Below are 23584 nucleotides of genomic sequence, written 5' to 3' on the forward strand. Positions count from 1 at the left end.
GCGTTTATGAGCGACGAGATCGACCTGACCCGGGCAGCTCCCCAGGAGGAGGGCCTCGACGGTGCATCCGAGAGCAGCCTGCAGCCGAGTGAGCTTGACCGCAAGATCAACGAGCACTTCGCCGGAGCGGTAGTCCGCAAGGACCTCGTCAAGGCTGTCAAAGGCAACGCGATTGTTCCCTCGTATGTGCTGGAGTATCTGCTTGGCCAGTACGCGGCATCCGATGATGAAGCAACGATTCAAGCAGGGATCGAGACGGTACGGAACATCCTTGCCGAGCACTATGTGCACCGCAACGAGTCGGAGCTGGTGAAGTCGAAGATCAAGGAGCGTGGGCGCTACCGGATCATCGACAAAGTCAGCGTTGCTCTCAACGAGAAGGACGATGTCTACCAGGCCACGTTCGCGAATCTCGGGATCAGCGGCATCGTCGTTGACTCTGCCACCGTAAGCGCTCATCAGAAGTTGCTTGTCGGAGGAGTCTGGTGTCTGTGCGATGTCGAGTACTTCCATACCGAAGACACGCGCGTCTCTCCGTGGATCTTGGGATCTCTCAAGCCGATTCAGATGTCGAATTTCGACTACGACGGCTACCTGGCTGCGCGGGCAGAGTTCACCACCGACGAGTGGATCGACCTGCTGATCCAGTCGATCGGATTCGACCCCGAAATGTTTGGTCGACGTGCGAAGCTGCTGCAGCTCGTTCGCTTGATCCCGTTCGTCGAGCGCAATTACAACCTCGTCGAACTTGGCCCCAAGGGCACCGGCAAGTCACACATCTACTCGGAGTTCTCACCGCACGGCATGCTGATCTCCGGTGGCGAGGTTACCGTCCCGAAGCTGTTCGTGAACAACGCGAACGGGCGCCTCGGTCTGGTCGGCTACTGGGACGTCGTTGCCTTTGATGAGTTCGCGGGCAAGAAGAAGCGCACCGACAAGGCGATCGTCGACATCATGAAGAACTACATGGCGAACAAGTCGTTCTCCCGTGGCGTCGAGACGCTTGGCGCCGAGGCCTCGATGGTGTTCATCGGTAATACCTCGCACACCGTTCCGTACATGCTCAAAAACTCGGACCTGTTCGATGAGCTGCCCGAGAGCTACCACGACCCTGCCTTCCTCGACCGGCTGCACTTCTACATCCCTGGTTGGGAAGTCGACACGATCCGCAGCGAAATGTTCTCGGACGGCTACGGATTCGTTGTTGACTACATCGCCGAGGTGCTCAAGTCGATGCGCAACCTCGACTACTCCGACCGCTACCAGCAGTACTTCACGCTGGGATCGGACATCTCGACCCGTGACCGCGACGCCATTCACAAGACTTTCTCTGGTCTGATGAAACTGCTCTACCCGCATGAGCAAGCGACGCCGACGGAGATTGAAGAGATCCTGCGTTTTGCCATTGAGGGGCGCAAGCGCGTAAAGGATCAGATCCTCCGGATCGACACCACGATGACGGCTGTGAAATTCGGCTACAACTCGCTCGGCGGGGGCTGGTCGGCGGTTACGACGCTTGAGGAAGACGAGTACCCGTTGCATTACCACCGTGGTGGCTTGGCGGCTCCTACTGGCGAGGCGTCGGCGGGGAGCGACGCGCCGATGTGGTCCACAGCGTCGGAGTCGTCGACGCTCGTACTCGTTTCCGAATCCGAGCCCGTTCAGGCAGAACTATTCCAGGGGCAGCGGGACTTCGTTGAGAATCAGCGGGGCATCTCCTACGAGACATTGCTCATGCCGTATCTGCAGGGCGCAACCGAGATTGAACTGCACGATCCCTACATACGACAAGGGCACCAGGGGCGCAATCTCGTTGAGCTGCTCGCGATGATCGCCGCGGCGAAAGACCCGGCCGACGAGGTGATCTTCAACCTGTTCACTGTGCTTGACGAAGATCCCGAGTATCAGCCGAAGCAGCTCCGGATGCTCAACGACATCGTGCAGGGCGCCGCCCAGCAAGGCATCAAGGTGAACGTGGCGAAGGATCCCGGTGGTCACGACCGTTGGATCCGAACCGACACGGACTGGCGTATCAACCTCGGCCGGGGCCTAGACATCTTCCAGAAGTCCGACGGTGGATGGTTCGACTTCGGTACCAGTCGTCAGGAGTTCCGCCAGGTGCGCGCGTTCGGTGTGACCTACATTCGCGAAGGAGACATCGATGAGTGAATCAGAAAACGTCTCGTCGCCCGTGGAGACCGGACCGAAGGGGCTCTTCCTTGTGGGTGGCGTCGTTAAGGAAGTCATCACCTCAACTGAGGCCTTGGTCGTTCGTGACCATTTGAGTTCGCTCCTGCAGGTGAAGAATCTAGTTGTGCTCCTTGGATCGGGCGCTTCGTTTCATCTGGGGTCGCCGCAGACTCGAAACCTCACAAACGAGCAGGTGCTCGGACTCATCGCCAAAACCGGAGCAACGCCATTAGGCACAGACTCTTCGCTGCTCGCTACGATCAACCCAACCGACAATGGCGACTTGGAACAGTTGCTGAACGGGCTTCAGCTCGCTGGGTCCTTGGCGGCACAAGCGGGCCTTGGCGAGGTGGTGCTTGGCTCAGGCGACGAGGCGAAGACCTACCCGAAGGTTCAAGTTGATGGCCTCCGACGGCGGATCAACCGTGCGCTCGCCGAGGCGTGTCGGCTGCCGCGTCCCAGCGAGAAACTAGACCCGCCATTCGACACAGATCCGCTGCTCGCGCACCGCACTTTCCTCTCTCGGATCATGCGCAGCCGTCGGTCCAACCTTCCACGTCCGCGGATATTCACGACTAACTACGACCTCGTCGTTGAGAGTGCTCTTGATGAACTCGGGTATCCGTACATCGACGGCTTCAGCGGGACGGTTGATCGTCGCCTAAACCTCGCGTTCTACGGTCTGGACTTCCACAGGGTTGAGACGACCACGCAGTCGGTGCTTGCCCGTGCCGAGGGAGCGCTGTATCTCCACAAGGTTCACGGCAGTCTCAACTGGCACTCGTTCACCGCCCGTGACCATGTGACTGGCCTCGAATCGTTGGAGGTCAGGCAACGCGAAGGGGCCACCCAAGACGATGACCTCGTAATGATCTACCCGACCTCCGCCAAAGAGGGCGACACTCTTGCTTATCCGTACTCCGACTTGCTCCGGCTGCTCGGAGACTCGGTCCAGCAAGAGGACACTGCAGTGATAGTAACCGGCTACGGTTTTGCCGATCCGCACATCAACCGTCTCCTGCTCCGCAGCTTGGCAACCAATTCAGCGCTGAGTGTCTTCGTCGCTGATCCTGTCGCAGTGCTGAGTGATGATGCGCTCGAGGCAGTCACAACGGACGACGTTCAGAAGTCCTTGAGCGACATTGGTGGTTCGCTGAAGTCCACGGCTATCGCGGCACTCGCAACCGCATCAGACTCAAGGATCGCAGTGCTCACAGGTGAGTACGGAAAGTTCACAGAACTCGCCAAACTCATGCCCGGTTCGGCCTCTCTAGGCGCAACGCCAACGGCCGTTGCCAGTCTCATCGAAGCACTGGAACGGGCTACCCGCGAAAGCGCATCTCCGATCTCGGGGAGTGAACTGTGATGGGTGGCGCCGGTGTCATCGGGCGGGTCGTAGACGTCCGCAGCACGACGATCCGGGTCGCACTGGACGTCGGAGCGAAGGGATTTACGAAGGTCGGACCGGACGGACTTCAGACGGTTGGCGTAGTCAACTCCTACATCACTGTGCCTGCTGGCGCGCACCGTGTCGTAGGCATCGTCAGCAGCGTCTACATCAGCGGCCGCCAAGATCCGAAGCGCGCCGGTGAACTGCTGAGCCAAGACGACACCGCGAGCTACGAACTCGAAGCCACCGTGGTCGGGAGGTTCGAGGGTGATGCTTTCAAATCGGGACTCACGGGCTATCCGCCACTCCACGCGCCAGTGCGGTCAGCCACCCCTAACGAGGTAAAGAGCATCTTCCTTCCCAAGGGTGGACCATCCCTCCGGATTGGCACGTCGGCGGTCGCGGGTGAGCAAGCCGTCCACCTCGACGCGAACCTCCTGCTCGCACATCATTGCGCCGTCGTCGGGTCGACTGGTTCGGGTAAGTCGTGCACTGTTACTGCCGTAATCGACGGGTTGCTCGACCACGAGATTCCTAACGGGCACATCGTCATATTTGATATCAATGGCGAGTATGCCCAGTCGTTCGCCTCATCAACTTGGCGAGGGAAGAAGACCCGCTCACTGGTTCTCGGCCCGAAACCGGGAAAGGATTCTGGACTTTTCTTGCCGCATTGGTTCCTGAACAACGAGGAGCACATGCACCTCCTCAATGCCAGCGAGGGGGTCCAAGCTCCCGTGCTTCAACGGTCTATCGCAGACGCAAAAGTTGCCGGAGCTACAACAAACATTGAGATGCTCCGATTGCAGAACATGCTCAGCTCGATGGGCATCATCGAAGGAGCGTTTTCGAACACCAAGAGCGGGTCGGACGTAACGTTTGCGCAGCTTGAGGGGATGCAGACTCTGGCCAGCACGCAGGTAAGCCAGGTGAGTCTATGCGGTGCTCAGTGGTCACAGATCAAGGTGATCCTCGATACTGGAATTCCACAGGCAGCAGTAGCCAACGTCCAGTGGGCCCCCCTAACGGCTCCTCAGCGGGATGTGCTCGCGCGCATGTTTGTCGCGATCCGACGCGAGGTATCGGCAGCATTTGGGGCGCTTGGGTTGGGCAGTGCTCAAGCTGCGCCTGATTTCGATGCTCCGGTGTATTACTCGCTCCAGGAACTGTGCGACTTCTTCCTTCCTAACCGCATTCAGATGGAGCAAGCGAACGATACGAAAATCGCCGGTTACGTCGCCACCCTCCAAATGCGTCTTAGTCGACTTCTTGCTGACGGTCGATACGACTTCATCACCCGCGTCGAGAAACACGCGGATCCACTAGGTAGCTATCTCAAGGCGCTGATGGGCATCGACCCAACGGAGGGCGACGGTGCATCGGATTGGCCAGCGGCAGCAAACTATCGGGAACAGACTGCGACACAGAACGAAGGCCCGTCAGTAACGATCTTCGATCTCAGTCTCGTTGCAAATGACGTTCTGGAGAGCGTTACCGCGTTGCTCGGCCGAATTCTGTTTGACTTTACCGTTCGGAGTCAGCCGCGGGCAGCGCACCCCATGTTGCTCGTGCTTGAGGAAGCACACCGATTCATTCCGTCGCGACAAGTTGCCGAGGGGCGCGGGAGTAGGTCTGCTTCGGTTTTTGAGAGAATCGCGAAGGAAGGTCGCAAATTTGGGCTTTCGCTTCTTCTCGCGAGTCAGAGACCAAGCGAACTCAGCGAAACGGTAGTTGCCCAGTGCGGAACAGTCATCGCGCATCGCCTTACCCATGAGGCCGACCAGAGCATCCTTCGGCACGCCACAGCTTTGAGCTCGCGGGCTCTCTTGGATCAGCTACCCAGCCTGGCGCAGCAGCACGCGCTGGTCACCGGTGTAAGCACCGGTGTCCCTGTTGCGGTCCGTATCCGCGATGTCGAGAGTCCTCCAAAGAGCGATGATCCGGACTTCATCTCGGCATGGAAAGACGCCAGCAAGCTCGCGGATCTACCTGGGCATATTGATCGCGTCGTCTCGGATTGGCAGGGTGATCTCGACTAGGACCACTCTGCCGATTGGAGCCGCCACGCGTCTTGCAGATCGAGGTCGCGACAACTCGCGTGTGATTCTGAAGTAGCCGATCCTGCTTGTTTACCTCCTCCTTGATGGAGGGAAGGTGAGCTGCGGTGACGGTGTCGATGCGGGTGATGTCGGCGGGCGACGGCTACAAGTATCTGCTGCGCACGGTGGCTGCCGGTGACGGCGACCGCAACCTTTCGACCCCGTTGACGAGGTATTACAACGCGGACGGCACGCCACCGGGGCGATGGATGGGCAGCGGCCTCGCGGCACTCGGAAGTGGGCAACTAAGCGACGGCGATGAAGTCACCGAGGCGCAGCTTCAGCTGTTGATTGGCATGGGTCGTGATCCTGTCACGGGCGAGCCGCTTGGGCGCGCGTACCCGGCTTACAAATCGGCGGCTGAGCGGGTTGGTGAGCGAGTCAGCGCGCTCGATCCGGAGCTGGGTCCTTTCGCTCGGGCCCGAGCAGTCGCGGCGATCGAAGCGGAGGAATCCGAGCGTGGCACTCGACGAGCAGTGGCCGGATACGACTTCACCTTCTCCATCCCGAAGTCCGCCTCCGTGCTGTGGGCAGTGGCTGACGCGGGAACGCAATCTCTCATCGTCAACGCGCACCATGCGGCGGTTGCAGAGGTGGTTGCGTTCATGGAGCGCGAGGTTGCAGCCACTCGCGCCGGTGCAACCCCTGGGGATGGTGCCGTTGCGCAGGTCGACGTGCGCGGGTTGATCGCAACAGCGTATGACCACTACGACTCACGATCGGGCGACCCGCATCTGCACACGCACGTCGTCATCAGCAACAAGGTGCAGACCGTGCTCGACAACAAGTGGCGAAGCCTGGACGGTCGTCCCCTCCATGCTGCGACGGTGGCGCTCTCTGAGTTCCACGAAGCGGTGTTCGCGGATCACCTCACGCGGCTCTTCGGCGTTGAGTGGGAAACGCGTGATCGCGGACGGGACCGCAACGCGGCATGGGCCATCGCTAAGGTCCCTGAACAACTTGTGTCCGAGTTCTCGTCGCGTTCGCGGCATATCAATGAGGAGAAGGATCGTCTCATCGCTGCGTACGTGGAGAAGCACGGCAGGCAACCCTCCAGCGCGACGATCATCAAGCTACGTGCCCAGGCGACGCTCGCGACACGACCGGAGAAGGAGATCCATTCGCTCGCCGACCTCACCGCGCAGTGGAGGCGGCGGGCGGGCAACATCCTTGGTGGCGATGCAACCGGCTGGGCACGAATGGTCACGGCGAATGAGGTGCCGTTGCTCCTGCGGGCGGATGATGTGCCGCTTGACGTCGTTCGTGGGCTGGGACAGAGCGTTGTGACTGTAGTTGGGGAGAAGCGTTCGACGTGGCGCCGGTGGAATCTCACGGCCGAAGCTGCTCGGCAAACGATGCGGTACCGTTTCGCGAGCACCCGCGATCGTGAGGCGATCATTGGCATGGTTGTGGATGCTGCTGAGGCTGTGTCGATTCGGCTCACGCCGCCCGAACTGGCATTCAGCCCTGCCGTCTTTCGCAGGAGTGACGAGACGTCGGTGTTTCGGTCGAAGAACTCCACGGTGTTCTCGTCTGGTGAGTTGCTCGACGCCGAGGAGCGCCTGCTTCAACTCGCGCACACAACGACGGGGCCGACGGTCCCACTGGCCACGGTCGAACGCGTCACGCGTAAGCCTGACCGTGAGGGGTTGGTGCTCGGGGAAGACCAAGCGTCTGCGCTGACGAAGATCGCTGTCTCCGGTCGTGTCGTTGATCTGCTCGTCGGTCCGGCTGGCGCCGGGAAAACGACCGCTATGAACGCACTACGCCGGGCATGGGAAAAGGAACACGGTCAAGGATCCGTCGTCGGGCTGGCTCCCTCTTCGAGTGCGGCACATGTGCTCGCCGAGGATCTCGGTATCGCAACCGAGAACACGGCAAAATGGTGGCAGAGCCATCTCCAGGCAGACGTCGGCATTCAGCCAGGTCAGCTCGTCATCGTTGATGAGGCGTCACTCGCGGGGACGCTGTCGCTGGACCGGATCGCCCAGCTCGCTGCTCAGGCTGGGGCAAAGATGCTCCTGGTCGGCGACTACGCACAGCTCCAGGCGGTCGACGCGGGCGGTGCATTCGGACTGCTCACCCACGACCGCGATGAGGTTCCCGAACTCGTCGACGTTCACCGCTTCACGCACGACTGGGAAAAGCGTGCGTCTCTCGATCTTCGACACGGTCACACCGAAGTTATCGACACCTACGACGCGCACGATCGAATCGTTGACGGTGACACCGAAAGCATGATCGATGCTGCCTACGCCGCATGGCGCACCGATCTCGTCGCGGGGCTCGCAACGGTTCTCGTCTCAGACTCCAACGAATCCGTGACCGCGCTCAATAACCGCGCACGGACCGATCTCATTCTCGACGGAACCGTTCACGGGATCCGTGAATCGGAGCTGCACGATGGAAACTATGCGGCGTGCGGTGACACCGTCATCACTCGGCGCAATGATCGCCGCCTACTGGCAGGGCGAGGCTGGGTGCGCAACGGGGATCGCTGGAACGTCGTCGATGTTCGACGCGATGGATCGATGCTTGTTCGACGCGCTGGAAGTTCCTGGGGGACCAGCGTTCTTCTGCCAGCCGATTATGTAGCTGAGCACGTCGAACTCGGCTACGCCGTGACATCCTTCCGCGCGCAAGGCCTCACCACCGATACTGCCCACGCGCTCGTCGACTCGACCATGACCCGAGAGACCTTCTACGTGGCTATGACACGGGGTCGTGATACCAACGTCGCGTACGTCGCTGTGGACAGACCCGACGCATCCCACGATGGCCCACATCCGGGACAGAACGAAGAAGTCACCGGCCGCAGCGTTCTCAGTGGCGTGCTTCAGCACGTCGGCGCCGAGCTTTCCGCACATGAGACGATCGCCGTCGAACAAGAGTCTTGGGGAACGATCGCCCAGCTCGCGGCCGAATACGAGACCATTGCCGCAGCCGCGCAACGCGACCGGTGGGCCGCCCTGGTTTGGGTATCCGGCCTCACTGCAGAAGAAGCCGATGAGGTCATTGGCTCGGATGCGTTCGGCCCCTTGACCGCAGAGCTGCGCCGAGCTGAAGCCAACCATCATGACCTGGCCAGTGTTCTCCCGCGTCTTGTCAGTGCACGCGGCTTTGGGAATGCGGATGACATCGCTGCGGTCATCCGTCACCGACTGATAGCGGCGACTGCTCAGCTCGCTGGATCGGGGCGTTCACGGAAAGCGGCCAGGCTCATTGCCGGGCTTGTGCCCGAAGCGATGGGGTCGGTCGCTGATGACATGCGCCAGGCGCTCGATGAACGTCGTGACCTCATCACGCAGCGAGCCGACGCAGTGCTCGGCAAAGCAATCGCAGATGATGCGCAATGGATCGCGTCACTCGGTGAAGCTCCTGCCGCTGCATCGGGGCGTGAGAGGTGGCAGTTGGCGGCGGGGACGATCGCCGCGTATCGCGACCGATACGCCGTCACGACGCCGAGCCCGCTTGGGCTCCGGCCCGAGGCCACGGCGCAGCGAATTGATCACGCGAGGGCCGAAGCAGCGCTCACCGAGATCCGCCGTACGAACGCCGCGGCCAAGGTTGTGCAGTCCCATCGTGGTCCGTCTGAGCGGACTTCGGAGGGGCGGGCGCTCTGACCGCTGCCCAGTCGCGCCGGTGCGCGCGCTTTTCGCCAGTCAACTGCGCTGAAGAAGATGAGCGATTAAAGGCTGCGTGAATCGGGTGAGCGACGATCACACGCTGCAGCGATGCGAAATGCTCGTGACAGCTCCGCGTTGTGGTCGTTGCTCTTGTCCTCGTCGGCGAGTCGAAGAACGTCTTCGGAACCTGTGAGCAAACGGGCGCGTCTGTCTTGAATGAGGATGTTGGAGCCATAGCTGGCGGCACTCGTCACGGGGCCAGGAACCGCACCAACGGAGCGACCAAGCTCCGCTGCTTCGTCGGCGACACGCAGCGATCCTGACCGCGCCCCCGCCTCAACGATCACCGTCGTCGAGGAGAGCGCGGCCATAATCCGGCCACGATCGAGAAAGCGCTGCCGTGTTGGTGCTACACCCGGGGCGACTTCAGAAACGAGGAGGCCTTGGTGCTCAATACGCGCAAGCAGATCCGCGTGTCCGGCAGGGTATGCGTGATCGACCCCACCCGCGAGGACTGCAATCGTTCTTCCACCGCTCGCCAACGCCGACTGGTGTGCGACTGCTTCGATGCCGTAGGCACCACCAGCGACAACGACACGGCCACTGAGCGCGAGATCACTTGCGAGTTCAATCGCCATGTGGTCCCCATATGCGGTGGAGGCGCGCGCACCGGTCAGCGTGATGCGGTCGGCGAGACGTTTGGCCAGGAGCGCAGTCTCACCGCGTGTCCACAGCGCATATGGTGTGCGTGCTCCAAGATCGTTGAGGGAGACTGGCCAATCCTTCTCACCCGGAATCAGGATCCGGAGGCCTTGTCGCTCGAAGGTTGCCATCTGTGTGGCCAAGGTGTCGGCCGTGCTCGCAGTGTGTAAGCGTTCGCGCCATACTGCCGCTGCGATTTGGTCGAGGCCGGGCACCGTGCCGTCAGCATCAGCGAGGCGGAGCAGTTCTACGGCACCGACTTGGCCGAGGAGACGACCGGTCGACGGATCATTCGGTGCAGCCACGAGCGATAGAACGGTTCGCGCGCTCCGCTCGTCATGTCCAAGGGAAGAGAGGGAAGTCATCATCGGGCTCCTTCACAGCCAGTCATCACCGTGCAGGTGCGCAGCACAGCTCTTTCCTATGTCGTTGGTTCGGCGTACCCTTGGAACCAGGCGACACACTCAATGTTCGCCATCGCCCGCGCGATGGCATGACGGCCCCAGGGCAGTCCTCCAAGGTTCAACGTTGCCGAACCATGAGAGGACCGTTGTCATGCTTCGAATCATCTGGTTCATCAGCATCCACCTCCGCAACTTCATGCGCAGGTACATGCCGACCAACATCCTGCTCGACGCGATTCGCACCCGCCGCGGGCTCAAGTGGGGCGTGCCCGCGATGCTCGTCGCCATCCCGTACCTTCTCGCCGCGAGCATCTGCACTGCGCTCATCGACGGGGGAGCGTCCCGGTGGCTCTACGTCGTTGCTCTTGTCTGCATCTGGAATGCGCTCAAGTTCATCGTGATCGGGCCGGTAAGCGTTGCGTTACTTGTCCAGCAACGAGGTTTCGAGCAGCGGGCAGACCGCCACCGTCGCGCCTCGTAGCCAACTCAGATCAGCGCTTAGCTGGTCCTTCGCAAGAATGGGATCATGATTGGCCAGCTGACCCTCACGACTCGATGTAGTGGGTGCAAGACCCACGGCATTGAGCTGCGTGCCCTGGCGTGCCCCGGATGACTTGTCAACGGCAGCCGATACTCCGGGCGGTATGAACTCGTAGCGGCTGTTCCACCCGGTCGACCGACGTTGGAGCCGGTCGACCGGAGGAAACAGCGCTGTTCGCGAAGCGTCTGTAACCTGCTCATCCTGCCCGAGACACGATTCGTGAATGCGAGCAGCTTCGGCTACGCGTCGGTGGGCAACGGTACTCTCAAAGAGAATCAGAAGCCGAGACGCTAGGAGACGTATGTGGTCAGACAATGAAGCTGACATCGATCTCCTCTCATTCGACTTTCTCGTTGATGAACTCGTTGTCGCGCTCACGCAACCTCAGCTTCTGCCGCTAACCATTGGCGTCCTAGGGGATTGGGGGTCGGGTAAGAGCTCACTCTTGAAGATCGTGCAGTCGGAGCTTGAGAATGTTGAGAAGGGTACTTACCTCTGCGTTCCCTTTAGCCCGTGGCAGTACGAAGACTACGATGACGTCAAACTGTCGCTGATGCGCGCGGTTCTCGATGTTTGCGAGACACATCTCGGTGCTTCTGAGGAGACCCAGAAACTCAGAAACTTCATTGGACAGCTCGCGAGAGCAGGCCGCAATGCGCTTCGATGGGGCCTCGGAGTTGCGCCAGGAGTGATGTCTGGCCTCGCAGCTTCCGTCGATCCGACTTTGCTCGATCCGTCTACCGCAGCAGTTGTAGCGACAACGCTCGGCCAGTCTGCAACCATGCTGGCTGAGACGCTCGACGGCGAAGACGGCGTCGCCCAGGAGGCCCCGATCAGCTCGATAGCCGAATTCCGCCTGCGATTCACTGAGCTCCTCGAATCGATGGAGGGTGTGGAGGCGATTGTGGTGCTAATCGATGATTTAGACCGATGCTTGCCGAACACGGTTCTCGACACTTTTGAAGCCATTCGCCTTTTTCTTAATTCTCCGAAGACTGCGTTCGTCATCGCAGCGCACCGCAAGGTGGTTGAAGCCGCCATTGATTCGACATACCCGGCTTTCAAAAAGGAGAATGGCGCCGGTCTCGGGCATGACTATCTAGAGAAGATGCTCCAGATACAAGTTTCAGTTCCGGCGCTCTCTGTTCAAGACACGAGTACTTACGTCAACTTGTTGCTTGCCCATTTGCATCTCCCAGCGGACGACTTTTTGACTGTGTATGAGGCAGTGAAAGAACGCCGGGCGCGGGAGCCTTTTGCTCAGCCGTTTAACGCCAGCGTGGCCATCGATGTGTTGAAAGACAGGTACCCGGATGAATTGAGGAAGGACCTTGACTGGTCGGAGCAAGTTATTCCTGCAATTGCCTCAACGCTTCGAGGCAACCCTCGGCAGACGAAACGGTTCTTGAACGACCTCCGACTTCGTTTGAGCGCCGCGGCGAGGCGTGGTGTCATCCTCGACAGTCGAGTGCTCGCCAAGTTGATGGTTTTGGAGGAGCTGGATTTCGATGCTTTCCAACAGCTGTTTGATTGGCAGCTTGAAACTAATGGTCCAATATCCGAATTGGACCGCGCCGAGTCTCCCGCGGCACCTCCCTCCAATACGAAGTCGAAATCGGAACCCAAGAAGGACGTACTGTCCGAGACGGTATCGGACAAGAAGCCGATCAAGTCGGCGAAATCTACGGCCTCCTCACCGCGCGGTCATATGGCGCAGAAGGAAGAATCGGTGGGCGTCAGCGGAGATGACGTTGAGTTGCCCAACGACATCCTTGTGAGAACCTGGCGGGGCCGTCCGGCCGTAACCAGCTGGTTGCAGATTGAGCCGCCCTTGGGGAAACAGGATCTGCGACCGTACTTCACATATTTCCGGAGTCGACTAGTAGTGGGATCCGTTGTCTCTAAACTTGCTATTGAACTTCAAGAAATTTTCTCTCGACTCACTTCCGAAAGTCCAGTGGTCCGGCGTGCCGCCGCAACCGATGCTGCCAACCTTGGCAAGGTGCAACAAGACGAACTTCTGGAGGTCGTACTTTCAGACCTGAAACAGCGGCCAGAAGGCTCAGCTTGGGATGCGGCCGGAGAGCTCGTTAGCCGAATCAATGGAATGGCTCCCGGCCTGTGCGTCGTGCTGTCGCTTATCCGGCTCTTCGTACCTGAGCGTGGGGTCATAGTCGTAGACCGCCGCCGATGAGGAGCATTCTGAGGCGGTAGTTGTCGGGGTCGCGGAACCCTCGGGCGACGCGGCGTGCGAGTTCGATCAACCCGTTGATGGATTCGGTTCCGCCGTTGTTGGCGCCGCCGGTGGTGAAGTAGCCCAGGAACGCGTCGCGCCACTGGTTCAGCGTCCGGCCGAGGCGGGCGATCTCCGGGATCGGACATGAGGGGAACGTGGCGAGGATCTTGTCCGCGACCCTGCGGCCGTCGGCGTGACTGGACTGGTGGTAGACCGAGCGGAGCTGTTGGGCGCAGTGCCAGGCGACCTCGACTTCGACGTGTCGGTCGTCGGCTGTGAACGCGGTCTCCAGGCGGGTCTTCTGCCGGTCGGTGAGGTGTTCCTGCCCGGCTCGCAGCAGGTTCCGGATCCGATACAACGGATCGTCTCTGCGTCCGCGGTGGCCGTGGATGTCCTGCTGGACCCGGCGGCGGACCTCATCGACCGCGGCCGTCCCGAGCTTGACCACGTGGAACGCGTCGAGCACCGCGACGGCGTCCTCCAACTGGTCGTTGATGGCGTTCTTGTAGCCGTGGAACGGGTCCAGGGTGGCGATCTCGACGCCTTTGCGGAACGTGTCGCCGCGGTCACGCAGCCAGGTCTTGTAGGCCTCACCGGAGCGGCCCGGGACCAGATCCAGCAGCCGGGCTCGGATGTGTCCGTCCTTGTCGCGGGTGAGATCGACCATGCCGGTGAACTCCTTCGGGCCGCGTCCGCCCTGGTCGACGGGCTTGGTGGAGACGTGGTGCCAGATGTGTTCGTCGACGCCCAGCGAGGTGACCCCGGCGAAGCGGGCCTCGTCGGCGGCGGCGGCTTCAAGGATCGGCTTGACCGCTCGCCACAGGGTCCTCCAGGTGCAGCCGAGCTGCCGGGCCATCCCCTGAACGGAGGCGTTCTCCCGTCGCATCTGCCCGATCGCCCACGACGTCGCGCGACTGGTGAGCAGCGCTCTGGGTCGCGCCACATCGGGGTCTTGCTCCATGAACGAGTTCACCGGGCACATCGGTTCGGGACACAGCCAGCGACGTTTCCGCCACCACAGCTTCACCGGCGCCGTGAAGCACGGCGCGTCGATCAACTCAACCCTCTGCCGGCCATGCGCATGCGCGATCACGCCGCAGGCGGGGCAGCCCATCACCTCCGGCGTCCGTGACTCGACCTCGACACGCAGCCCCGCGTCGTCGCGCTGGACGCCGACCACGTGGAGCCCAGGCAGACCGACCAGAAGGTCGCAGCGCTGACAGTAGCCGCCGCCGGCACGGCAGCAGGAAGTAGAATCGGGCACGTCGAGGTCCTTGAAGATCAGGTGGTGTGGTAACCCCGATTCTTGAGGGCCTCGACCCCCTTCACCCCGCCGACACGCCCGCCATCGGATCCCCGCTCACCCCACGCTCAGGTACGAAGAGCCGCTTATCCCACATCGTTTGATTCCACATCTCAAAGTCCCCGCCCTCTTGAGCAGGATTCCAGATGGTTCGGATCGCGATGGTCTCATCGCTGCCTGGAAGTCGAGCGAAGTAGCGCAACTTAGCGCTGTCGGAAGTGTTGCTGCTCGCGGTCGAACGCTGAACACGGGTGGACAGTAATGGGTACATCCGCTGATCGTGATGGTGGCAAAGGCGGCCCGTGGTCACCGCTTAAGCGGGCATCAACGGCCTATGCAAAGACCGTGGGTTCGGGGTCCGGCGGAGGCGACTCCGATGCGGCTCGACTTCTGCTAGGAAGGCACGTTGCCATCTTCGGAGGAGCTGGGCCCGCCAGCAATGGTGCTCGGACGGGTAAGTCGACGCTGGCTGCCCTCGGCGGGTTCCTCGCAAGCGTGGGCAGCAGCGGGCTCCAGAACGCACTTCATGAAGTCGGACTCGGCCACCTCGTCGGACGAGACCGATTTGACGTTCTAGACGAACTCGTGACGTTGATGACAGGCGATGCGTCAGATCTCGAATCCCAAGCAGCGCGGGATGCACAGTGCGATGTCATGGACGAACTTTTCGGAGATGCAGAGGCCTGGGGTGAGTTGGACGCCATCTCAATTTCGGCTGAACGATTGGAAGCGTTGCTTGCCGTATTTGTTGCACGCTACGTCTACAACAGAGTCCCCACACTTCCTGAGCGACTTGCCCGAATCATGGATCCTGCCGCTGCGAAGGCGGCCGACCGACAGATCGTGGAGCTGATCCAGGGGGTCGTTGACCTGCAAATGCCGGAGACGCCGCTGACGTTTGACTGGAGCGGGCAGGCTGGGCGTGACTTTGCGGATCAAGCGATAAACGACATCTACCGAATACTCGAATCATCCGGAGACGCAGACCTGTGACGAATTATCGCATCTCACTTACCAGCCGAGCGTCTGGTCAACACATTGATAGAACGCTCCAATGGGACGCCGACGGACTTGGCTCAAGAATCGATTGGGGAACTGACTTCTTTCAAGGATGGCGTCCGACACGGCCAGCAGCCGATCTATTTGCGTTGGCAGCTAGCGTCTACTGCATCGATAAGCTCACAAGTCGCGAGGAGACAGATGATGCCTGGACGCGAAGCATCGAAGTTCATAATCCTGTCGACGATTATCCTGCCTGGAGCCAAAGCAAATTCAGCCAGGTGTTGGGATTCCTTACCGGTGATGATTGGAACATAATTCCCTACAGGAATTCAGCAAACCCGCTCAAGACACTTCCATCTCTACCGGAACCGCTCGTCCCGATGGTCGATATCGATGCTGTTTCACTCTTCTCCGGTGGACTCGACTCCCTGTGCGGCGTTATTGACATTTTGGAGAGTCAACCGAACATTCGCCTCGGGCTTGTATCGCACTATGAGGGCGGGCAGGTGTCACCTCGGCAGACCGAAATTCATGCGCGCCTCGCAGAAGTCTATGGAGCCGAACGGGTGGTTCTCCGACGTATTTGGCTCCGGCCAGCTCCCCGAGCTGAGGGTGGAGAATTTGATGTTGTCGAGACGAGCACACGGGCCAGGTCATTCTTGTTCATTGCTGCAGCTCTGGCTCTGGCCTCCTCCGCAGGAGGGAATGTGCCTGTTTTCGTTCCAGAGAATGGGTACATCGCCCTGAACGTTCCGCTGACGCGTGCACGTGTCGGAAGCTACAGCACCCGCACCACTCACCCGCACTATCTAAAAATGTATGGCGAAGAAGCGACGGCGCTTGGGATCGCAAACCCGATTCGGAATCCGCACCAGTTCAGCACGAAAGGCGAAATGCTCGTGGGTTCGAAGAACCCAGAATTGTTACGAGAGCTTGCCCCAAGAACGATCTCGTGTTCACATCCCGAGGTAGGGCGTTGGGGTTCAGTCAGTCAAGGAAATTGTGGGTATTGCTTCCCCTGCCTAATACGAAGAGCGTCCTTGCACGCCGCTGGCTTGGATAACGAAGCATACGCATGGGATGTTCTTAGCGATGCGGAGCTTCTCCACGACACAGAAAAGCACCGTGGCGCCGACCTGCGAGCCCTTATCAACGGGATCTACTCGGAACGAAATGACACATCGCTTCTTCGAAATGCGCCGCTCCCCGGAGACCGCCGTGCGTACCTCGATACGTGGCGGCGGGGGAATACCGAACTTCGTACATGGCTGGAAGACGGCGCCACCGGAGAACTTGCCGGGCTAGTGGAGCGGCTTCGATGACGGTCCTTGTGGACAGCCATTGCCACCTCGCTGCCTACGAGGATCCAAAAGTCATAATGAACGATGCAACACTTCACGACATCCGAATCATCGCGGTGACAGAGGATCCGGAGGAGTATCGACGGCTGAAGACCCGCGTGGGACGGTCCTCTCGCGTTGAGGTGGCGCTTGGGCTGCACCCAGGTGGACGAGCCATTCGCGACCCTAACCAGCTGGCAAGGTTCTTCCGCATGCTGCCCGATACCAGTTGGGTAGGTGAGATTGGGTTGGACTATAGAGCAGACACGGGACAGCGCGAAAAGAAGTCCCAGATTGCCATTCTTGAATCAATCCTCGGGCATGCACAGATTTCGTCGAAGATACTCTCGATTCACAGTCGCGGGTCGGCACCGGAAGTTGTCCAGTGTCTCAGCCAGGTGCAATCCCATCCCGTCATGCATTGGTACACGGGGAGTTCTCGGTTAGTCGATACCGCTGTATCGGCAGGTGCCTACTTCTCGATCAACCCAGCGATGGTTGTGGCTGAACGGGGTCAAGCATTGCTTCGGGCCTTGCCGAGAGAACGTATCCTTCTTGAAACCGACGGTCCGTATAGTCGAGTTCGCGGACGTGCGGCGAAGCCATCCGACGTGCGCTCCGTGGTCATTCCGGCTCTCGCAAAACTCTGGAATCAGAGCGTGGACGAAGTCGAACATGTCATTTCGAAGAACCTTGACGAGTTGTTGGCTTCCGCTTCGTCAAAAGCAATCTGATGTCCGCCACCATCTGAAGGCCGCCCAGGAAAGCAAGTGCGGATTCGGCGCTTCCGTTAGGGTCCTACATGGCGCTCCATCCGTTGGCCGTCATTCTGCAGGGGACCAAAAGGGGACCAGAATCATGCAAATCATGCATCCCGTGAGGTGCACTGCGTGAGCTAGCCCCCAGAGTCACGCGGAAAACGGTCCGAACCGAGCCGTTTGGACGCCTGGGGGTCAAGGGGTCGCAGGTTCAAATCCTGTCATCCCGACAAAAAGCCCTGGTGAGAAGCAATTTTCACCAGGGCTTCGTCGTTTCTGAGGGTGGTCACTGGCTGGTCCACTTCCCTCATTTGCCTGTGCTGCTCGTTCGCGCATTGGTCCACTTCCATTCAGTGACTTCGGCTGTGGAGTGCACCAAAAGGTGCCCGAGAGGTGCACCAAATCGCGGGCGCGACGGTGCTCCGGCCCCCTTCTGGGAGGGTCGGAGCGTGGTTCCATTCGTGGTCACAGACGGGGTCCGTCGCGGCGGCTCGCATCCTTCCTCGTGGGGGTCTTGGAGAGGAACTGGTTGGCCTGCCTGGCAGCTTCGGCGAGGTGGCGGTGGTCGGGGTGCAGATACCCCTTGGTCGTCTCGATCGACTGATGCCCGAGGATCTCTTGGAGGACATGCAGGGCGATGCCGGCGTCGGCCATCCAGGTCGCTCCGGTGTGCCGGAGCCCATGCCGGGTGAGGCCGGTGAGGTTGAGGCCCGCGACGAGGTCATCCCAGCGGGTGGCGTCTCTGACGGTGGCGGTGGTGAGGACGCCTCCGCGTGGCCCGCGTAAGAGCGGGTCGTCGTCTTTCTTGTCGGTGGTGAGGCGTTCGAGGACGGGTTCGAGTGCGTCGAGCATCGGCACCGGGCGATCGCGCCGGCCTTTGGTCTGTTTGATGACGAGGCCGCCTTTGCCGGGATAGTGCTGGCGTCTGATCCACACGATGTGGTTCTCCCAGTCCACATCCCCGACCCGCAGCCCTGCGACCTCTGAACCCCTGGCGGCCAGGAGCGCGGCGAGCATGACGTGATCGGAATACGACTGATGCACCTCCCCGCACTCAGTCGCGAGCTTCCGCAGCGTCGCCAAATCCGGAAGCGCGTACTGTCGTAGCGCGCCGGTGGTCTGGGTGACGTGTTTGCCGAGGTTACGGCGTGCGCGGTGCTTGGCGGGGTTGATGGAGATGATGTCGTCGCGCACCGCTTCATCAAGCACCCGGACGAGTGGGGCGATGGAGTTCTTGATCGTCGAGGCCGAGTGCTCGGCCTCCCACGTGTCGATGGTGCGGTCGATCATCCCCGCGGTGATCTTCGCAACCCGAACGTGCCCGAGCGCTGGCAACACCCGCAGTCGCAGTCCGGTGTCGTAGAGCTCGGCGGTGGAGGTCGGGTCCAGGCCTCGCTGCCACCGATCCCCGATGGAAGTGGCGTAGTCGGTGAGGGTGATGGTGGTGTCCGCACCGGTTTCGGTCGCTGCCCGCATCTGATCGTAGAACTCCTCGACCTCCTCGTGGCTGCGGACGTGGGCGACGCGGCCGACGCGCTTATGCGTGGAAGGGTCGGTCCATCGCACGCGGGCACGGAATCCGTCGGTGCGGCGTTCGACATCGGTGGTGAGCTTCACCCCGACTGGCGGCATCCGCCTGTTGCGAGGGTCAGCCATGATCGTTCTCCTGCTCGGTGACCCAGGCGCGCACTGTGGCTGGGGTGTAGCGAGAGACGCCGCCGACGCGCAGGAACGGCGGCCCGATCTTTTCCCGTCGCCAGCGCGAGAGGGTGGCTTGGGAGACGTTCAAGAACTCCGCGACATCCCGCGCACACCACAACGTCTCGACCGGACCCGCACCGTGGTCAACGACGGTCGGGGCGTTCATCGTCGAGACTCGCGTAGAAGGCGTCTTCGGCCGCCTGCCGTTGGGCAAGATCGGCTTCAACGAAGGCATCGAAGTCTTCGGCCCGATCGGCGATCACGATGTCATCTACCGTCGGTGCAGGGGCTTCGCCGGGCCAGGTGGTCTGCCGGGTGGGGCGGTCGCGATCCAGTCGGGTGCTGCTCGCGGCGACCCAGTCGCGGAGTCGCTGCCGGGTGTCGGCGAAGTCGCGATGCCACCCGTTGGGTGCGGATCCGTTCTGATCGGGGTCGTAGGCGCACAGCCAGTGCAGGTGCAGCGCGGACAGTTCCCACAACAGCTCGGGGTGTCGGTACCAGAACGGCGGCACCACACTCGCGGGCAGGCCGTATGTGCGTCGGAGCCAGTTCACCCACCGGTCGAGTTCGAGCCACTCGGCCCCGGCCTCATCTGCGGTGAGTAGGTTCCAGTTCACCGGATGCGGTGGCCCCGGCAGTGAGTCCGGATCAGACAACGCCGGCCGCTTCCCCGTCTCCTCCGCGTCGTGGAGTGCGGGTTCGGGCTCGGGTTCGTCGAACTCCGGGGCGTCCTCAGCAACGATGGTGCTCATGGCTTTCCCTCCTCACAGTCCAGGTACGGGAGGTGCCTGCGTGCTGGGCCGGTCCGGTGCCTGGAACTCTGGGGCCGGCCTTGTCGGTGCCTCCCGTGCAGGGCCGTCCTGGTCGAGGGAAGGCGTGTTGCGAGGCGTGCGGTCGACGTCGTAGCGGGTGCGGGCGAGATCGTGGCCGATCTTCTTCGCGACGAACTGCTCGGTCTGTACCTGCTCACCGTCACGAGTGGCCTCGTACTCACGCACGTACCCCTCGGCGATGAAGTTGTCGCCCTTCCTGAACCGCTCGTGCGCCCGCGCCGCGGTGGCCCGGAACATCACCAGGTCGTGGAACGTGGACTCCAACTGCGTGAAGCTGCCATCGAGGTTCCGGTCGAAGTGTTCCTGCCCGAACCGGGCATAGAACCTCGCCTGCCCCTTGTCGTTGAAACCGAGCTGCGGGGTCGAGGCGATGAACCCCGAAATCGACTGCTGGGTATGAATATCCATTGCACTGCTCCTTCACGATCACCAGACCCCGCTGCGGGGTCATCCGTGAAAGTCAGGTGCACTACAACGACACAGCAACCCTCACGAGTCGGCGGGGCGTTGCAAGAGGGCTTCGAGTTCGGTGCGGTCGGTCTTCAACTGCCCGGCATCGCTACGGTTTGGCCAGGCGCGCAGGTCGGTGACGATCGGTGGTGCGGCGCGCAGTAGAGTGACGCCGGTGCCGAACGGCAGGGTTCTGATCCGGTCGGGTGGCAGGATCGGCACCCGCCGCACCGAGCGCTGGTTTGACCTGGTGCCGTGGTCGCCGAGAGTCACCGAATCGGTGTACTCGTCGCGTTCGCCGATCAGGGTGGAGAGGTCTTGGAGGTCTTTCGAGTTCGACGCCCCGCCGAGAATGATCTTCACGATCGAGGCATCCCAGATCGCCCCAGCCTGATTCTCCGACCACTTATCCCGCGCCTGCGCAAGCGACTGCAACACCGGCATCGTCGTGATCCCCGTACCGCCTCCCTCCGCCATGAGCGTCGGCAGAGACGGCAAGGGGGCCAGGTTGCCGATCTCGTCCAGTGCGAGCAGCAGGGGTGGGTCGAGGCGTGCGCCGGGTGAGCGCGCGGCGATGCGACGGGCGGTTTCGACGAGGTCTTCCACGAACGCCGCCACCAACGCAGCCGACGCCCCTGCGCCCGCGCCGGTGGCAAGGAGGTAGAGCGTTCCACGGTTCCGGATGAACGCCTCCGGATCGAACGACTCACCCTCGGCGGGTGAGACGGCATCAAGCACCCTCGGATCGGCAAGCGCCCCCAGCGCGAGGGCGACGCCCTGCCAGATGGAGTCACGGGTACGAGGGTCGGAGTCGATCATCGCCCCCAACGAATCCGCCCACCCCGCAGCCGCATTCGGATGATTCGTCAGGATCGCGGCCGCATCCGCAGCCGCCGACGGATCAAGCGTCCAACGGAACAGCTCGGCAGGCTGCCGATGATCCAACGCTGCCGCGTGGAGCAGAGCTTGGAGTGCTGTTCTGGTTTTGCCTTCCCAGAACCCACCGGATTCGACCCCACCAGCGGAGAGCCCGGTGGCGGAGGCGAGACCGGTCGCGCGGATCATCGCCGTCAGCGGGTCTTCACACCCCCGAACCGGCGACCACCGCAACCCCGCAGGGAGTCCTTCGGCGAGATGCTGCGGATCGAACACCGCAACCGGACGACCGTCACGTCGGCGGGCACGCAACGTCGCAGTGAGGTTGTCCGGCCGCGTGCTCGTGGTGACCACCGCGCCGGGCGCGTCCAAGACGGCGTTGATCACGACGTGCAGGCCTTTGCCGGAGCGGGGCGGCCCAATGAGCAGGATGGAGTCTTCAACTGACGCCCACACCTGTTTGCCGCGTGAGGTTCCGAGTAGATAACCCACATCCTCCGGTGACGGGGCATCCAGTGACGGGCGCAACGAGGCTGCCCGCCGCAGCAGCGCCTTCGGTGAGGCTGCCTGGGTGACTTCGTGCGTGGTGGCGACCCCGGCCAGGTGGCGCGGGTCGGTCTCGACCTTGTGGCTGTGGCGGCGCCATTTCATCCAGCACCACCCCAACCCGACCGTCACCAACGCGAGGAGCAAGGTTGTGACGATCCAATAGACGACCGGGTTCAGCCCCTCGGCTCCGAGCGCTGTACCGGGGTCGCCGGGGCTGAACAGCACACCCAGCCCACCGGCCGGCCCCGAGGTGGGTTGAGCCGTGCCGGTGAGGAACGCGGCGACCGACCCGGCACCGCGGAGGACGAGGCCGAGGGCGAAGACACTGATGAGGGCGATGAGGGCGGCGTTGGTGAGTTCGTCACCCATCGAGCCGGACTGCCGCTCGTTCACGACAACGCCTCGATATGGGTGGTGCCCGAGATCCGACCCAGCAGCAGCACATCGCGCCGCCCACCGTGTGCGGGTGGGAGCTGGTTGAGATCCAGCAACGCACGGGCTCGCCCGTTGGTGGCGTCGGTGTGGGAGACGATGATCGCCACGGCCACGTCCTCACCGGCAAGGAACCCGTCAGCGGTGACCTCGACCAGCGCCGGCCCCTTCTTCTTTCGGGCAGGCCGTGCGGGTTCTTGGGCTGGTTCGGGCTCGGCAGGACGGGTGCGGGTGCGGGGTTGGATGAGGTCGGTGAATACCGATCCGTCGACTTCTCGGACTTCGATCCGAACCCCGATGCTGCGGTTCTCGGTGACCGCATCGAGCAGGTCGGCGAAGGTGCCGCGCGTCCACTCACCCCTGGCTGGTGGCGGGTACTCGGCGCCGTCGACGGTCACGTCGAGCACACCGGTTTCGGTGACTGCGACGCGGACGTGCGGGAGGACAGCCTGTATGTCTTCGGCGATCGTCTTTGCTGCGGGGCGGGCTCTCATGCGCGCTAGGTGCGCCGCGACGCCGATGGGAAACTGGTGACATGGGTTCACGGGCGGATGACCGGCGGCGCTTCGCCGAGGAGTCCATGCCGCGTATCGCCGCTACTGCCGAGGACGAGGGATTCAGCCAGCAGGCGTCTTCTGGTGAGCGCAGGTGGGAATGGGTGAAGCCGACATCACCGACCGTGCGGGCGGCGGTTCTGTTGTCGGAGATGACGCCGAGGAACGTCCGTGATGGCGTGGATGTTCAGGCTTACGGGGCGATCTATCTCGATCAGGTGGAGCAGCGGCTGCATGAGGACGGGCAACGGCACCCGGACGCGGCGACGCTGATGGCTCCGCTGCGGGCTTGGGGATCAACCTTCACCCGTGATGGCGCCTACCGGTTCCGGCGGAGCGCCGATCCGGAGTCCAGGGTGGAGGAGCTGGCCGGGGATCTGAGATCGTTCGCAGCTTTCGCCACCGCGATCCGTGACGTGACGGATCTGAGCGAGGCTCGCTTGGCGCGCTCACGCATCCGCAGGCACGTCACCGCGGGCTTGGCACCCGGCTACGCGGCCCCTCAGGTCGCCTCGCTCATCGCCGAGATGAACACCAACACCGAAACCGGCGTCGAACCGTAGGCGTCATGGACCGGGAAGTTCCCGCGAGAACCGTC

Annotated in this window: 18 protein-coding genes; 10 read left to right on the forward strand and 8 right to left on the reverse strand. The window is 61.8% G+C overall.

The features are described from left to right. Positions 1-6 precede the first annotated feature (6 nt). The 4 genes from brxL (at position 7) to mobF (ending at position 9302) form a co-directional block, all read left to right on the forward strand. Positions 7-2169 (forward strand): BREX system Lon protease-like protein BrxL, encoded by a 2163-nt coding sequence (brxL, locus tag ACX1DX_RS03440; RefSeq protein WP_459397669.1) that lies wholly within the window; start codon positions 7-9, stop codon positions 2167-2169. Then, positions 2162-3556 (forward strand): SIR2 family protein, encoded by a 1395-nt coding sequence (locus ACX1DX_RS03445; protein ID WP_459397670.1) that lies wholly within the window; start codon positions 2162-2164, stop codon positions 3554-3556. Before brxL ends, ACX1DX_RS03445 begins: the two co-directional genes overlap by 8 nt. Continuing rightward, complete coding sequence (locus ACX1DX_RS03450; RefSeq protein ID WP_459398170.1) at positions 3556-5619, forward strand: ATP-binding protein; 2064 nt, start codon at positions 3556-3558, stop codon at positions 5617-5619. The genes ACX1DX_RS03445 and ACX1DX_RS03450 overlap by 1 nt, the downstream gene beginning before the upstream one ends. 125 nt (positions 5620-5744) lie before the next feature. Next, a complete protein-coding gene (gene mobF, locus ACX1DX_RS03455) occupies positions 5745-9302 on the forward strand; it encodes a MobF family relaxase (RefSeq protein WP_459397671.1) in 3558 nt (1185 codons plus the stop codon). A gap of 65 nt (positions 9303-9367) precedes the next feature. Here mobF and ACX1DX_RS03460 read toward each other — a convergent pair whose 3' ends face one another. Further along, positions 9368-10375, reverse strand: coding sequence for a DNA-processing protein DprA (locus ACX1DX_RS03460; RefSeq protein ID WP_459397672.1), 1008 nt, complete (start codon positions 10373-10375; stop codon positions 9368-9370). A gap of 187 nt (positions 10376-10562) precedes the next feature. On the opposite strand from ACX1DX_RS03460, the gene ACX1DX_RS03465 reads away from it, so the two are divergent. After that, positions 10563-10892, forward strand: a complete 330-nt coding sequence (locus tag ACX1DX_RS03465; RefSeq protein WP_459397673.1) for a sulfate permease — start codon at positions 10563-10565, stop codon at positions 10890-10892. A gap of 361 nt (positions 10893-11253) precedes the next feature. Continuing rightward, entirely contained in the window at positions 11254-13146 is a 1893-nt protein-coding gene (locus ACX1DX_RS03470; RefSeq protein ID WP_459397674.1) for a KAP family P-loop NTPase fold protein, read from the forward strand. Here ACX1DX_RS03470 and ACX1DX_RS03475 read toward each other — a convergent pair. Next, positions 13121-14452, reverse strand: a complete 1332-nt coding sequence (locus ACX1DX_RS03475) for an ISL3 family transposase (RefSeq protein WP_459396964.1) — start codon at positions 14450-14452, stop codon at positions 13121-13123. The genes ACX1DX_RS03470 and ACX1DX_RS03475 overlap by 26 nt on opposite strands. 300 nt (positions 14453-14752) lie before the next feature. On the opposite strand from ACX1DX_RS03475, the gene ACX1DX_RS15095 reads away from it, so the two are divergent. Genes ACX1DX_RS15095 through ACX1DX_RS03490 form a run of 3 tightly spaced genes read left to right on the forward strand, consistent with a single transcriptional unit; the run spans position 14753 to position 17567 of the window. Further along, positions 14753-15484, forward strand: coding sequence for a Qat anti-phage system associated protein QatB (locus ACX1DX_RS15095; protein WP_527252162.1), 732 nt, complete (start codon positions 14753-14755; stop codon positions 15482-15484). After that, positions 15481-16815, forward strand: a complete 1335-nt coding sequence (gene qatC, locus ACX1DX_RS03485) for a Qat anti-phage system QueC-like protein QatC (protein WP_459397676.1) — start codon at positions 15481-15483, stop codon at positions 16813-16815. The genes ACX1DX_RS15095 and qatC overlap by 4 nt, the downstream gene beginning before the upstream one ends. After that, positions 16812-17567, forward strand: coding sequence for a TatD family hydrolase (locus ACX1DX_RS03490; RefSeq protein WP_459397677.1), 756 nt, complete (start codon positions 16812-16814; stop codon positions 17565-17567). The genes qatC and ACX1DX_RS03490 overlap by 4 nt, the downstream gene beginning before the upstream one ends. A gap of 489 nt (positions 17568-18056) precedes the next feature. Here ACX1DX_RS03490 and ACX1DX_RS03495 read toward each other — a convergent pair whose 3' ends face one another. The 6 genes from ACX1DX_RS03495 to ACX1DX_RS03520 form a co-directional block, all read right to left on the reverse strand. Further along, positions 18057-19247, reverse strand: a complete 1191-nt coding sequence (locus ACX1DX_RS03495; protein ID WP_045247670.1) for a tyrosine-type recombinase/integrase — start codon at positions 19245-19247, stop codon at positions 18057-18059. Continuing rightward, the gene (locus ACX1DX_RS03500) at positions 19240-19458 is read right to left on the reverse strand and encodes a helix-turn-helix domain-containing protein (RefSeq protein ID WP_045247671.1); all 219 of its coding nucleotides are present in this window, start codon (positions 19456-19458) and stop codon (positions 19240-19242) included. The genes ACX1DX_RS03495 and ACX1DX_RS03500 overlap by 8 nt, the downstream gene beginning before the upstream one ends. Continuing rightward, a complete protein-coding gene (locus tag ACX1DX_RS03505) occupies positions 19436-20044 on the reverse strand; it encodes a hypothetical protein (protein ID WP_045247672.1) in 609 nt (202 codons plus the stop codon). The genes ACX1DX_RS03500 and ACX1DX_RS03505 overlap by 23 nt, the downstream gene beginning before the upstream one ends. 12 nt (positions 20045-20056) lie before the next feature. Next, positions 20057-20533, reverse strand: coding sequence for a single-stranded DNA-binding protein (locus ACX1DX_RS03510; RefSeq protein WP_045247673.1), 477 nt, complete (start codon positions 20531-20533; stop codon positions 20057-20059). 81 nt (positions 20534-20614) lie between these two features. Beyond that, positions 20615-22393, reverse strand: coding sequence for a type IV secretory system conjugative DNA transfer family protein (locus ACX1DX_RS03515; protein ID WP_045247674.1), 1779 nt, complete (start codon positions 22391-22393; stop codon positions 20615-20617). Further along, positions 22390-22926, reverse strand: coding sequence for a hypothetical protein (locus tag ACX1DX_RS03520; RefSeq protein ID WP_045247675.1), 537 nt, complete (start codon positions 22924-22926; stop codon positions 22390-22392). The genes ACX1DX_RS03515 and ACX1DX_RS03520 overlap by 4 nt, the downstream gene beginning before the upstream one ends. A 41-nt stretch (positions 22927-22967) precedes the next feature. Between ACX1DX_RS03520 and ACX1DX_RS03525 the strand changes: the two genes are divergently transcribed. Continuing rightward, on the forward strand, positions 22968-23549 hold the full coding sequence (locus tag ACX1DX_RS03525; RefSeq protein ID WP_045247676.1) for a hypothetical protein: 582 nt from the start codon (positions 22968-22970) through the stop codon (positions 23547-23549). Positions 23550-23584: the final 35 nt, after the last annotated feature.

It is taken from the genome of Tessaracoccus zhenghani, from assembly GCF_054552775.1.

Bases quoted from the DNA above. Each gene is read 5' to 3' on its own strand.
- brxL (WP_459397669.1), top strand. From the start codon at position 7: ATGAGCGACGAGATCGACCTGACCCGGGCAGCTCCCCAGGAGGAGGGC.
- ACX1DX_RS03445 (WP_459397670.1), top strand. From the start codon at position 2,162: ATGAGTGAATCAGAAAACGTCTCGTCGCCCGTGGAGACCGGACCGAAG.
- ACX1DX_RS03450 (WP_459398170.1), top strand. From the start codon at position 3,556: ATGGGTGGCGCCGGTGTCATCGGGCGGGTCGTAGACGTCCGCAGCACG.
- ACX1DX_RS03460 (WP_459397672.1), bottom strand. From the start codon at position 10,375: ATGATGACTTCCCTCTCTTCCCTTGGACATGACGAGCGGAGCGCGCGA.
- ACX1DX_RS03465 (WP_459397673.1), top strand. From the start codon at position 10,563: ATGCTTCGAATCATCTGGTTCATCAGCATCCACCTCCGCAACTTCATG.
- ACX1DX_RS03470 (WP_459397674.1), top strand. From the start codon at position 11,254: ATGTGGTCAGACAATGAAGCTGACATCGATCTCCTCTCATTCGACTTT.
- ACX1DX_RS15095 (WP_527252162.1), top strand. From the start codon at position 14,753: ATGGGTACATCCGCTGATCGTGATGGTGGCAAAGGCGGCCCGTGGTCA.
- ACX1DX_RS03490 (WP_459397677.1), top strand. From the start codon at position 16,812: ATGACGGTCCTTGTGGACAGCCATTGCCACCTCGCTGCCTACGAGGAT.
- ACX1DX_RS03495 (WP_045247670.1), bottom strand. From the start codon at position 19,247: ATGGCTGACCCTCGCAACAGGCGGATGCCGCCAGTCGGGGTGAAGCTC.
- ACX1DX_RS03500 (WP_045247671.1), bottom strand. From the start codon at position 19,458: ATGAACGCCCCGACCGTCGTTGACCACGGTGCGGGTCCGGTCGAGACG.
- ACX1DX_RS03505 (WP_045247672.1), bottom strand. From the start codon at position 20,044: ATGAGCACCATCGTTGCTGAGGACGCCCCGGAGTTCGACGAACCCGAG.
- ACX1DX_RS03510 (WP_045247673.1), bottom strand. From the start codon at position 20,533: ATGGATATTCATACCCAGCAGTCGATTTCGGGGTTCATCGCCTCGACC.
- ACX1DX_RS03520 (WP_045247675.1), bottom strand. From the start codon at position 22,926: ATGAGAGCCCGCCCCGCAGCAAAGACGATCGCCGAAGACATACAGGCT.
- ACX1DX_RS03525 (WP_045247676.1), top strand. From the start codon at position 22,968: ATGGGTTCACGGGCGGATGACCGGCGGCGCTTCGCCGAGGAGTCCATG.